Genomic DNA, 12,345 nt, shown 5'->3' with positions numbered 1-12,345 from the left:
GGCGACGAGATCGTTGTCGCCAAGTCCGGCAAGTCTTCGCGCGTCAAGCGGATCGTCTCGCATGGCGGCGACCTCGCCCAGGCGGCTGCCGGCCAGGCCGTCACACTGGTTCTTGACGACGAGGTCGAGATCTCGCGCGGCAACATGCTGGTTTCGCCGGCCGCACGGCCGCAGGTCGCCGACCAGTTCGCCGCCAACATCGTCTGGTTCGACGAGCATGCGCTGCTGCCCGGCCGCTCCTACATCCTGCGCACCGAGACCGACCAGACCAGCGCCACCGTCACCGACCTGAAATACCGGATCAACGTCAACGACTTTGCCCATGAGGCGGCCAAGTCGCTCGAAATGAACGAAGTCGGCATCTGCAACATCTCGACGCGGACGCCGATCGCCTTCGATCCCTTCGCCGAGAACCGCACCACCGGCGCCTTCATCCTGATCGATCGCATCTCGAATGCCACCGTCGGCGCCGGCATGATCCTGCACACGCTGCGCCGCGCCGAAAACATCCATTGGCAGTCGCTCGACGTCGGCAAGCGTGTGCGCGCCGACATGAAGAACCAGCGGCCCGCCGTGTTCTGGTTCACCGGACTGTCGGGCTCCGGCAAGTCGACCATCGCCAACCTGTTCGAAAGGAAGCTGTTCGCCACCGGCCGCCATACCTATATCCTGGACGGCGACAACGTCCGGCACGGTCTCAACCGCGATCTTGGTTTCACCGACGCCGATCGCGTCGAGAACATCCGCCGCGTCGCCGAAGTGGCGCGTTTGATGGCCGATGCCGGGTTGGTGGTCATCGTGTCGTTCATTTCGCCGTTCAGCGCCGAGCGGCGCATGGCACGCGAATTGATGGCCGATGGCGAGTTCATCGAGGTGTTCGTCGACACGCCGTTCGAGGAATGCGCCAGGCGTGAACCGAAGGGCCTCTATGCGCGCGCGCTGAATGGCGAGATCAAGAATTTCACCGGCGTCGATTCTCCCTACGAAGCGCCGCAAAACCCGGAAATCCATCTCCAGACACTCGGCAAATCGGCCGAACAGATGGTAGACGCCCTGGAACACTGGCTGAACGAGCGCGACATTGCCGAAGACCAATACGACAGCGGCGGCGGCATCTGACGACAGGGAGGTGAAACTTAAAGGCCCCGGCGCATCACCAGCACCGGGGCCCTTGAGGCATGTACGAGCTACCTAGCATGTCTGCATATGATCGTAGCCTAATATGATGAATGAACAGTGAATGACCACCATCTAGCTTGGGGGCAATGACCGGTGCAGCGGGCGACCTTGGAGGGACTGATGACCCGCCGCACTTGTCACTCTCCCCACGGGATATCCGCGATTTGACGGTACCTTAGCGTTTAACGCAATTGCGTCAAAAGGATTACCCCAGTCAAAGGGGATGATCGCCGCTGCTACCGGGTGAACTTTCGTATCGCCAGTGTCTCGCGGCGGACTTGGAGGGCGGCAGCCGGCGCTTCGCTGTCCGATTCAGGTCCAACTGTTGGCTGCATGCCCACTATGCCATCTCTGCCCCGGACCGTCGCAAGCGTAAAGCCGGGGGGACGCCTCTTGCAAATAGTCCTTCGAACACCATCTGCTTCGCTAGCATTCGGACGGAGGAAAGGATGAGCATGACACGCCAAGACGTTCTCTCGATCCTCGGACGCGTAGACGACGCAACGATTGCTGAAATCATTGCGTCCGGTGCTTCGCTCGAGGAGTTGAGAGAGGCATGGGCCTGGGCTTTTGCCGATGAGGCGCTGATGAGCGAGGGACGACCGCTGCCAGGAACACGGATGGCAAATCTAATCGATCTGATCCAACCTGACGAAGAAGGAGACCTGGCGGATCCGGCCCAAGGGAATCCCAGCGGCAGCCATTAATTCTGAGAAGCCGGCTACAGCCTTTTCGAAGACCAATCCCGATTTCGCGTGAGCCCCTAACTCTGCGAGCCTTGCCGTCGTACGACGAGGCATCGGGCGGCGATTCGAATTGCCCCCGTCTTTAGCCGCTGGATGACGGGCTAGCCGTCAATGTCCATAGGCTGATTTACGCCGCCAATCTTCGGCCCTGTCATCCAGTGCGGCGCCACAGGCACATTGTCGATCACACCGACCCTGCGTGCCCAAGCCGTAAACGTCTTGTGCGCCGCCTCGACGGACTTCCGACCATCATACGCAGCGTAGCAAGTGTCACATGCCGCCGCGTGAAGGAGGCCTCGCCTTTCGACCGGCCATTCCTCCAGAAACTCTATCGCATCCATGAGACAAACGATCTTTCGGAGAGCAAAGGTATCGTCCCGTACGAAAATCGCATGTTTGAACATCTCACTTTCCATAATGACCTCCCTTCGAATTGTGCGCCAACCGATTTCTGCTCGTCCTGTCGCCAAGATGAGGGGTAAGCCGACGAACTCGGCAGACCACGAGGCAGCTGTGGAAAAGATCGGAATCGCCTCTTTTCAGTTCAAGAGGAAATGGCGAGACGAACAGCCAGAATCTTAAGGCGCCTTGCGAGCGCAGGGCCAGCATGGCAAGCAAGGGAGGGATAATGATCAAGTCTCACGCGTTCTCCACGGTGAGGCTGTGGCGCAATGTGTCGATAAACGTCTACTCGTCAGGGCTGATCGCGTCCGGCAGTGAAGGGTTGTCAGCAATTGAAACACGCTCACTCATCACCACCTCGATCGGCGATGCATAAATCGCGTCAAGGTTCTGCCAACGCTGGCCCATAATGCGACGCCTGCAAAGCAGCGCCGTAGCTGGTCTGCAGCAAGGCCAGTTGAAGCCGGTTCCAGAAAGATCCGCCCCGGCAATTTTCCACGACTCGTTCGCGTGCTTGGACTTGAGTGACTTCACTTGCTTGCACCTGCATCATTCGTCTCTTCGATGGAGCGAAAGGATGCGCCGGAGACGGCGACGTGCCGCCTCCGGCTTACTCTGCGCGTCAGTGGGTGCCTGTCGCTTCTGATTCACGCTGACTTCAGGCCGCGCTCTTTTCGGCTTCGATCTGTCGCGGCGCTGCCTTTGCCGTGCTGCCGGCGATGGCGATCCGGCGCGGTTTCATCTCTTCGGGAAGCTCGCGCTTGAGATCGATGTTCAGCAACCCATTGTCCAGGCCGGCGCCGACGACCTTCACATGGTCGGCCAGTTCGAACCGACGCTCGAAAGCGGGCCCGGCAATGCCGCGATAGAGGTACTGGCCATTGTCCTCGCCAGGTTGCGACCCACTCACAACCAACAGGTTAGGCTGATGAGTGATTGTCAGCTGATCCTGCGAGAAGCCGGCAACCGCCATGGTGATGCGATAGTCGTCCTCACCTGTCTTGGCGATGTCGTAGGGCGGCCAATTGTCTGTCGCAGTGACGCGGCTCGCATTTTCCAGCATGTCGAAGACGCGGTCGAAGCCGATGCTGGACCGGAACAGGGGGGCAAAATCAAGGTTTGTCCTCATAGCCATATCCTCCTTTGAGCAACATGGTTTACAAGAAGGTGCCAAAAAGGCTTGGCGCCTCCTCGGCTCATGCCGGCCCCTTTTGGCGGCCGGCCAACATGAATCTAAAAATCCGTTCCTGCGCCTTCAAGAGGATAGGAAAATTTTCACGTGGCGGGTAGCTTCCCGCGCCGTGACTTGCCGCTGAGTGAGAAGGATCCGCCGGCGGAACGGTCCGCCGATGCCGGCTGACCGTATTTCGCGAGTCCATTCAGGTCGGACTCTGCTGACGTCCTAGAAGAGCGCGATGATCCGCCTCTTTGAACAATCTCCTTTGTTGTCGTGGATCGGCAGCTTTCGCGAACCGGTGTGATTTTTGGCGTTTTCGATCGATTTTCAATGGCCGAGGTAGGTTTCAGGGGCAGGATTTCAGCCCTTTGAGCGCCATTTTTTCGGTCCGGTGAAACAATCAGCGTGGATCGCAGTTCTCGCGTTCGTAGGGGCATAGTCACGCAGCGGCGCCGGGGCGGCCCGGGCAGGAGAACCAATCATGTCCTACATTTCGAAGAAGCAATTATGGGCTGGGCTCGTGGCGGGAACGCTGATCCTCTCGGTCGGCGACTTTGCTCCGACCGTAGCTCAGGAGATCCCGAACGATTTCACCGAAATCGTGCGGCAAAAGCTGCCGGCAGTTGTCGCGATCACGACGAGACAGATTATCCAGGACCAGACAACACTCAACGATTTTCTCGACCCGTTCGATAGTCGCGGCTTGGGACCTGCCCAACCGCAGGTACGAGAAGCCCTTGGCTCCGGGTTCGTGATCAGCCCCGAGGGCTATATTGTCACCAACAATCATGTTGTCGCCGACGCTACCGAAGTTCACGTCCTGTTTTCCGACAAGGAATCTAAGCCCGCTCGCCTTGTAGGCCGGGACCCGGCCACGGATATCGCCGTGCTGAAGATTGAGCCGCGGCCCAACATGACAACAGTCGCTTGGGGCGACTCGGACGCAATGCAGCCGGGCGCCTGGACAATCGCGATCGGCAGTCCATTCGGGCTCGGCGGAACCGTCACAGTTGGTGTGCTTTCTGCCCGTTCACGCGACATCCAATCCGGGCCTTTTGATGATTTCCTGCAAACAGACGCCTCCATCAACAGGGGCAATTCCGGCGGACCGTTGTTTAACGTGCGCGGCGAAGTGATCGGGGTCAATGCCGCCATCGTCTCGCCGTCCGGGGGCAGCATCGGCATCGGATTCGCCGTGCCTTCGCGAACTGCCCAGAGTGTCGTCGACCAGTTGATCCGCACCGGCCGCATCGAACGCGGCTTCATTGGAGTGCGGCTCCAGGAAGTCTCGCCGTCAATTGCCGAGGCTCTTGGAATGCCAGGGCCAATGGGCGTGCTGGTTGCTTCCGTCGAGCCCGGCAGTCCGGCCGACAAAGCAGGTTTACAGTCGGGTGACGTCATCACCCGTTTCAACGGCAAGGACATTCAAAGTGTTCACGATCTGACTCTTGCAGCAGCAAATCAGAAGCCAGGGTCAAAGGCGACGCTGACTAGAATCCGCGATGGCAGCCCGCAGGAACTGGCCCTGACAGTTGGTCAACGCAAGGACGAAGAGGTGCAGACGGGCGCTGTTCCTCCCCCCGCGGCCGCAGACCAACATCTTGGACTTTCGCTCAGCCCGATCCCGGACGAGGCGCGTCAGCAACTGGGTCTACAGCCGGGCACGACCGGCGTGTACATCCAGCGAGTGGCACCCAACAGCCTTGCCGAGGAAGGCGGCCTGAGGCCTGGCGACGTGATCGTCTCGGCCAACAACAGGAATGTGGCGCAGCCTTCGGATATCCAGCAAGAGTGGTCGAAATCCCGTCAGCGGAACAAGCCAATTTTGCTGCGCATCGACAGGCAGGGACAATCACTTTTCGTAGCCCTGGCGGCCTCCTGATATACAATGCGTCAGAACTGCTGCGTAGACTGCTGTGCCAAGTCCGAGCGAGTGCCAGGTGCCTGACGGAGCATCGGGTTCGACGGCGCCATAGGTCGCGCCTTCGCCAGTACGCGATCTGCTCAAAAGATTGGGATACGCATCAAGGCTGCCGCTGCCCTTGTTCCCCGATCGCCTTCAAGCGGACGATCAAAACCGAGCAAAGGCCCTGCGCCATGACTTGCGTCGAGACGCTGCCGAGGTGACGGCGGATTGCCGAGTGCGGGCAATCACTATTCTTCGATTTGTATTGATGTTTTATACTCCAATGATACCGTGCTGAATATCATTTCTCATATCAGACACCAGCACCTCGATGATCACTGCTTCCCAGCTTCGTGCCGCCGCGGCGTCAGGTTCCGGCACCCAGACATGCTGTTGGGCAGGCCAAACTAGATAATACAAAGCGCTTGGCGCCACGCATTCACCGTCCTTCGTCCTCCTTTCCTTCCAGAAACACCAATGAGCCTCTCCCAGCACGTCAGCTTGCGGTCCCGCTTTTCCGCTTGGAAAGGCAAGGGTCGCTCATGATCATGTATCTGCGCCGATTGACCGGAAAGGAACGAAGCGAAAGAACCGATCGGCATCTCGCCCGTTTCTTGACCTTTGTCGCAGGGGCAGCCAATGCCGGCGGCTTTCTGGCGGTTCAGCAGTACACGTCCCACATGTCCGGCATCGTTTCTTCGATGGCTGATCATTTGGCGCTCGGCAACGTCGAACTGGCGCTCTCCGGGTTGGGGGCCTTGTCGTCATTCGTCGCTGGTGCCGCCTGTTCGGCAGTCCTGGTCAATTGGGGAAGGCGGCAGAGCCTGCAGGGCGAGTATGCGTTCCCGCTGGTCCTGGAAGCGATCCTGCTGATCTGCTTCGGTCTGCTCGGCAGTCATCTTGCCCGCCATGAAGCCCTATTTGTGCCAATGACGGTGATGCTGCTTTGCTTCATCATGGGCTTGCAGAACGCCATCATCACCAAGCTGTCGGAAGCCAGAATTCGGACGACGCATGTCACTGGCCTGGTGACTGACATGGGCATCGAACTGGGCAAGCTGCTCTATTGGAACATCCCAGGCAATGACTCGGACGAACTGTTCGTGAAAGCAGATCGAAGGAAGCTGAGGCTGCTAGCGTCGCTTGTTTCATTGTTCTTTATCGGCGGCATCATCGGCGCCGTGGGTTTCAAACACGTCGGTTTTGCAGTGACGCTATTTCTCGCGGCCATGCTCCTCGTGCTTGCCTCCATGCCCGTCCTGGAGGATGTGTCCGTTCGCATGAGGCGGCTCTGGCCGTAGTTCGACAGACCTTTGCTACATGCCGGATTTTGCCGCGTGCCGGATTTGGCTGCACTGCCGCACCGACTTCACGAACTTTGTTCTGTGAGCACCTAATGGGGCTTCGTCATGCGGCGCTTCGCACAAAGGCCGTAGCGGCCAAGGCAGATGCGTCACGCATCATTATTTGAATGCTCTACATTTTAATATATGCTGCAACTCGTAGAGATAATATCTCAACGCTGGGTAAGAGGGGATGCGACCGTGATAACCGCTCCACAGTTGCGTGCTGCGAGGGCACTCCTTGGCATCGATCAGCGCAGGCTTGCCGAATTGTCCGGCCTCTCCGTGCCGACAATTCAACGCATGGAAGCCAGCGAGTCGATTATCCGGGGCAATGTCGATTCCCTCATGAAGTTGATCGGGGCACTCGATCTCGCCGGCGTCGAATTGATTGCCGAAGGCGCCTCTAGCCAAACGGGCGGGCGCGGCGTGCGGCTGAAGGCAGATTTTGACCCTGCCATGGTTCTGGGCCGGGTCGATGCGGATGCCAAAATTCCCGTGAGGAGCGTGGCGTGATTTCAGGGGCCGCGGTCCTCCTATGGAGCGTTGCTGCGCTCCTGGGGACTGCGGTGCTTGCGATTGCGGAAAGCCGCAGGTCGGGCTCGGGAACACACCTGATCTACAGCTTGACGCTCGGTATATCGGCGGCTGTGCTCCTGGTTCTCGCCAGCCGCATCTTCGATGATCCCGTCACTCCATCGACTGCCGCGTTGCCTCTTGGGTTGCCATGGATTGGCGCTCATTTCCGCCTGGATGCGCTCTCCATGTTTTTCCTCGTCGTCGTCAACTTCGGCGGCGCCATGGCCAGTCTTTACGGCCTCGGATACGGCAGGCATGAATCCGCGCCACATCGGGTGTTGCCGTTCTTCCCGGCCTTCCTCGCAGGAATGAATCTTGTCGTGTTGGCCGACGATGCCTTCACCTTCCTGCTTTCCTGGGAATTCATGTCACTCGCCTCCTGGGCGCTCGTCATGGCGCACCATCGCGAACAGGACAATGCACGGGCGGGTTACATCTATCTCGTGATGGCGAGCTTCGGCACACTCGCGCTGCTGCTTGCATTCGGCCTCCTGTCGGGCCCTGGCGGGAACTACACGTTCGAAGCGATGCGTGCTGCCGCTCCCACCCCTTTCGTCGCAACTTTCGTCCTGGCGCTCATGTTGCTGGGCGCGGGCTCCAAGGCGGGACTGGTCCCTTTACACGTCTGGCTCCCACTCGCTCACCCGGCCGCGCCAAGCCACGTCTCGGCTCTGATGAGCGGCGTCATGACGAAGGTGGCCATCTATGGTTTCATACGCGTTACCTTCGATCTGCTCGGTGAGCCGGCATGGTGGTCGGGCGTTGCAGTGCTTTTTCTCGGAGGCCTGACGGCGGTTCTCGGCATCCTTTACGCCTTGATGGAAAAGGACCTGAAGCGGCTTCTTGCCTATAGCACCATCGAAAACGTCGGCGTGATCTTCGTAAGCCTTGGACTGGCGCTGGCCTTTAAGGCGAACGCGATGCCATCGGCTGCAGCGTTGGCCCTGACCGCCGCGCTGTTCCACGTCCTCAACCATTCCTTTTTCAAGAGCCTGCTGTTTTTCGGTGCGGGCGCCGTGCTGACAGCCACCGGCGAGCGGGACATGGAGAAGCTTGGCGGGCTCATACATCGCATGCCCCTAACAAGTTTTGCCTTTCTTGTCGGCTGCGTCGCGATCTCGGCACTTCCACCTTTCAACGGGTTCGTCTCCGAGTGGCTGGCCTTTCAGGCCATTTTGCAGAGTCCCGATCTGCCACAATGGGGGCTGAAAGTCATGGTGCCTGCCGTTGGTGGTTTGCTGGCTCTCTCGGCGGCACTGGCCGCGGCCTGCTTCGTGAAGGCGTTCGGGATCACATTCCTCGGCAGGCCACGCTCGGCCGCAGTTGAACGCGCGCACGAGGTCGATCGGTACTCGCTGGCGGCAATGTTCGCCCTCGCGGCACTTTGCCTGTTTGCAGGAATACTTCCAGGTCTTGTCATAGACGGCCTCTCGTCGGTGACGCTCCCGCTGGTTGGCAGCCGCATGCCTGTGCAGATGGCGCAGGCCTGGCTGTCGATCGTGCCGATTGCAGCAAGCCGCAGTTCCTACAACGGCCTGCTGGTGTTCCTGTTCATCGCCTTTTCCGCCTCCGCCGCGGCATATGTGATCCATCGCTTCGCGTCGCATGCACTCCGCCGGGGTCCGGCCTGGGGTTGTGGTTTTCCGGATGTGATCCCAAGCTCGCAGTACACGGCCGTCAGCTTCGCGCAGCCGATCCGCCGCGTCTTCGGTACATTCGTATTCCGCGCAAGGGAAACGGTCGAAATGCCGGCCCCTGGTGAGATCGGCCCATCTCGTTTGAATGTCGAAATGCATGATGTGATCTGGGAGGTGATCTACCAGCCCATCGCCAGGGGCATCGACTTTGCGACCGAGCACCTCAACCATCTGCAGTTCCTGACGATCAGGCGTTACCTGACCCTCGTCTTTCTTTTTCTCGTGGCCTTGCTTCTGGTGCTCGCACTATGGCCCTGATCCTTGAGTTGGGTGTTCAAGGTGCGCAGATGGCGCTCGTGCTTTTGCTGGCACCGCTCCTGACCGGCTTCGTGCGCAAGGCAAAGGCACGACTGTTGCGCCGCCAGGGTCCCTCCCTGATCCAACCCTACCGCGATCTCCTGCGGCTGATGCGCAAGGAAGTCGTTCTGGCGGATAATGCATCCTGGCTGTTTCGCGTGACACCCTATCTGATCTTTGCCGCTACCTGGGTCGCCGCCGCACTCATCCCGACATTCGCCACCGGCCTCACATTCAGTTGGACCGCCGATCTCATAGCCATCGTCGCACTGCTTGGAAGCGCACGGTTCTTCCTGGCGCTGGCGGGGTTGGATGTCGGTACGAGCTTTGGCGGCATCGGCGCAAGCCGCGAGGTGATGATCGCTTCCCTGGCCGAGCCCGCCATGCTGCTGATCGTGTTCAGCCTGGCGCTCGTCGCCGGCGCCACGCAGTTGTCCACAGTCGCTGCCTTCATGGGCTCGCCACAGGTTGGCCTGCGCGTATCGCTCGGGATGTCCCTCATCGCTCTCGTGATGGTGGCGCTTGCCGAAAATGCCCGCATACCGGTGGACAACCCATCGACCCACCTGGAACTCACCATGGTTCATGAAGCGATGGTGCTGGAATATTCGGGTCGACATCTGGCGATGATCGAGTTCGCGGCCTTCCTCAAACTCCTGCTTTATATGTCGTTGATTTCCTGTGTCTTCCTGCCTTGGGGGCTGGTGACCGCCCGAGCCGGACCGGGATCTTATGTTCTGGGCGTCGTTTTTTATATCGGCAAACTTACCGTCAGCGGCACTCTCCTCGCCCTGTTTGAGACTGCCATCGCCAAGATGCGGGTCTTCCGCGTCCCGGATTTCCTGGGCGCCGCTTTGATGCTGGCCCTGCTCGGCACGCTTCTGCTGTTCGTCTCGCGGAGCCTGTGATGCACAGCCTCACCTTCGACATCGCTCACCTGCTCGCCGGCGGCCTGGTGCTGGTCAGCTTCATGATGCTGTACCAGGATCGCCTCTTTGCTCTGATCAACGTTTTTGCGCTTCATGCGATCGTCCTCGCCATGTCCGTGGCCTGGCAGGCATACATTCAGGACGCCCATCATCTCTATGTCACTGCGGCGATCGCTCTCGTTTTCAAGGCGATCGTAATTCCCGTTGGGCTTCATCGCATCATTCAGCGGCTCGGCATCCATCGCGACATCGAGACCGCCGTCGGCATCGGTCCGACCATGCTTGCCGGAATAGGCCTGGTGACGCTCTCGATGGTACTGATGCTGCGGGTCACTCCCGAGGCTGACCCCCTCGCCCGTGAGGACCTGGCCTTCGCGCTGTCGATCATATTGTTGGGGCTTCTGGTGATGGTCACCCGCCGTAATGCCGTCAGCCAGGTTGTCGGCTTCATGTCGCTCGAGAACGGCCTGGTGCTGGCCGCCACGGGAGCCAAGGGCATGCCGCTGGTCGTCGAGATAAGTGTCGCCTTCTCGATCCTAATCGCCTTCATCGTCATCGGCGTCTTCTTGTTTCGCATCCGCGAAAGGTTTGACTCGGTGGATGTCGGCGCGCTCGATGACTACAGGGGCGAACGCCGATGACCGCGTTTTCCTTCGATGCCGTGGCCGCCATTCTGGTGATACCAGTCGTGGCGGCCGCGCTTTTCGCGGCGCTGCCGAACTATCGGCTGACGGCCGGCCTGAATGTCGCTGCGAGCTTCCTGACCTTGGTCGCCGCGCTGTCACTGTTCGTGATGGACCGACCAGAGCCCGGCCAGTATCTGCTCGTCGACGATCTCAACATCGTATTCATTGTGCTCAACACGTTCGTAGCTTTCACGACCAGCGTTTTCAGCGCCTCCTACATTGCGCACGAACTGCACACCGGACGACTGACCGCGCCGAATTTGCGGTTCTACCACGCAATGTACCAGATCATGATGTTCGGCATGAACCTCGCCTTCGTGTCGAACAATATCGGTTTGATGTGGGTGGCGGTGGAGCTTGCCACGCTGACCACCGTGCTCATGGTCGGCATCTATCGCACGCATGAAGCACTGGAGGCCGCCTGGAAATATTTCATTCTGGGAAGCGTCGGCATAGCACTTGCCCTCTTCGGCACCATCCTCGTCTACATGGCCGCCCAGCCGGTTGTCGGCGAGGGCACCAATGCCATGGTCTGGACAGTGCTTATCGAGCACGCCTCGCGCTTCGATCCGGCATTGCTCAACGTCGCTTTTGTCTTCTTGCTGCTCGGCTACGGCACCAAGGTTGGGCTCGCGCCCTTGCATGCCTGGCTGCCCGATGCGCACGCGGAAGGCCCGACGCCGATTTCCGCAGTGCTGTCGGGCTTGCTGCTGAACGTCGCGCTCTATGCCGTCCTGCGCTTTAAGCTGCTGCTCGCGGCAAGCCCCGAAGCAATCGCGCCTGGGCCACTGATGATCACGATGGGGCTGACATCGCTTGTTTTCGCAGCCTTCATGCTCTATCGCCGCCGCGACATCAAACGCCTGTTCGCGTACTCCTCGATCGAGCACATGGGCATCATCGTGTTCGCTTTCGGCATGGGTGGCCCGCTCGCCAACTTTGCCGGCCTGCTGCACATGGTCATGCACAGCCTGACCAAGTCGGCGATCTTTTTCACGGTCGGACATATTGCACAGGTCAAGGGAACGCAAAACATAGCGGAGATCCGAGGACTGACGGAGACGCATCCAGGGCTTGGCTGGGCGCTCGTCATCGGCGTCGTCGCCATTGCCGGCCTCCCCCCGCTCGGCATCTTCATGAGCGAATTCCTGGTCGTGAGTTCGACATTTGCAAGACACCCCCTTTTGGCGATGCCGTTGGTATTCGGGATTCTGCTCGCTTTCGGAGCCTTGCTGCTTCGACTGACCGGCGTCGCTTTCGGCGAACCGCACGGCAGCACCGCGCCCGCCAAAGCGTCCTACGTTCCGATGTATTCCCATTTGGCGTTGGTGTTTGCCGCCGGCATCTATCTGCCGCCTCCACTGGTCACATGGTTCCAGCATGTCGCAATTATCCTGGGGTGAA

The 12,345-nt window shown here is 59.6% G+C and carries 11 protein-coding genes and 1 pseudogene; 9 read left to right on the top strand and 3 right to left on the bottom strand.

Annotation, left to right across the window (positions count from 1 at the left end):
* Together cysC and NKJ89_RS11560 are read left to right on the top strand one after the other, a co-directional pair.
* Nucleotides 1–1,119, top strand: a 1,119-nt coding sequence (cysC, locus tag NKJ89_RS11565) for an adenylyl-sulfate kinase (protein ID WP_352602437.1), incomplete at its 5' end; no start/stop codon positions are given.
* A gap of 509 nt (nt 1,120–1,628) precedes the next feature.
* The gene (locus NKJ89_RS11560; protein ID WP_352602435.1) at nt 1,629–1,886 is read left to right on the top strand and encodes a hypothetical protein; all 258 of its coding nucleotides are present in this window, start codon (nt 1,629–1,631) and stop codon (nt 1,884–1,886) included.
* Nucleotides 1,887–2,026: 140 nt separating this feature from the next.
* On the opposite strand, the gene NKJ89_RS11555 is transcribed toward NKJ89_RS11560, so the two are convergent.
* The 3 genes from NKJ89_RS11555 to NKJ89_RS11545 form a co-directional block, all read right to left on the bottom strand.
* A complete protein-coding gene (locus NKJ89_RS11555; protein WP_352602433.1) occupies nt 2,027–2,341 on the bottom strand; it encodes a DUF982 domain-containing protein in 315 nt (104 codons plus the stop codon).
* Between the two features lie 271 nt (nt 2,342–2,612).
* Nucleotides 2,613–2,861, bottom strand: coding sequence for a hypothetical protein (locus NKJ89_RS11550; protein ID WP_352602431.1), 249 nt, complete (start codon nt 2,859–2,861; stop codon nt 2,613–2,615).
* 124 nt (nt 2,862–2,985) lie between these two features.
* Nucleotides 2,986–3,456, bottom strand: coding sequence for an Hsp20 family protein (locus tag NKJ89_RS11545; protein WP_352602429.1), 471 nt, complete (start codon nt 3,454–3,456; stop codon nt 2,986–2,988).
* A 529-nt stretch (nt 3,457–3,985) separates the two neighbouring features.
* On the opposite strand from NKJ89_RS11545, the gene NKJ89_RS11540 reads away from it, so the two are divergent.
* From NKJ89_RS11540 to NKJ89_RS11510, 7 genes and pseudogenes are all read left to right on the top strand, one after another.
* Entirely contained in the window at nt 3,986–5,386 is a 1,401-nt protein-coding gene (locus NKJ89_RS11540) for a Do family serine endopeptidase (RefSeq protein ID WP_352602427.1), read from the top strand.
* A 566-nt stretch (nt 5,387–5,952) separates the two neighbouring features.
* Nucleotides 5,953–6,699: pseudogene (locus NKJ89_RS11535) on the top strand (YoaK family protein); the annotation flags it as partial.
* 255 nt (nt 6,700–6,954) lie between these two features.
* Complete coding sequence (locus NKJ89_RS11530) at nt 6,955–7,269, top strand: helix-turn-helix domain-containing protein (protein WP_352602453.1); 315 nt, start codon at nt 6,955–6,957, stop codon at nt 7,267–7,269.
* Nucleotides 7,266–9,287, top strand: a complete 2,022-nt coding sequence (gene hyfB, locus NKJ89_RS11525) for a hydrogenase 4 subunit B (RefSeq protein WP_502904124.1) — start codon at nt 7,266–7,268, stop codon at nt 9,285–9,287. Before NKJ89_RS11530 ends, hyfB begins: the two co-directional genes overlap by 4 nt.
* Nucleotides 9,278–10,234, top strand: a complete 957-nt coding sequence (locus NKJ89_RS11520) for a respiratory chain complex I subunit 1 family protein (protein WP_352602425.1) — start codon at nt 9,278–9,280, stop codon at nt 10,232–10,234. Before hyfB ends, NKJ89_RS11520 begins: the two co-directional genes overlap by 10 nt.
* Nucleotides 10,234–10,896 (top strand): hydrogenase-4 component E, encoded by a 663-nt coding sequence (locus NKJ89_RS11515; protein ID WP_023758337.1) that lies wholly within the window; start codon nt 10,234–10,236, stop codon nt 10,894–10,896. The genes NKJ89_RS11520 and NKJ89_RS11515 overlap by 1 nt, the downstream gene beginning before the upstream one ends.
* Complete coding sequence (locus tag NKJ89_RS11510) at nt 10,893–12,344, top strand: hydrogenase 4 subunit F (protein WP_352602423.1); 1,452 nt, start codon at nt 10,893–10,895, stop codon at nt 12,342–12,344. Before NKJ89_RS11515 ends, NKJ89_RS11510 begins: the two co-directional genes overlap by 4 nt.
* Nucleotide 12,345 lies beyond the last annotated feature (1 nt).

This window comes from Mesorhizobium sp. M0047, from assembly GCF_040323315.1.
GTDB lineage: Bacteria > Pseudomonadota > Alphaproteobacteria > Rhizobiales > Rhizobiaceae > Mesorhizobium.
The sequence above is the reverse complement of the archived record's forward strand: the minus strand, read 5'-3'. Positions and strand labels throughout refer to the sequence as shown.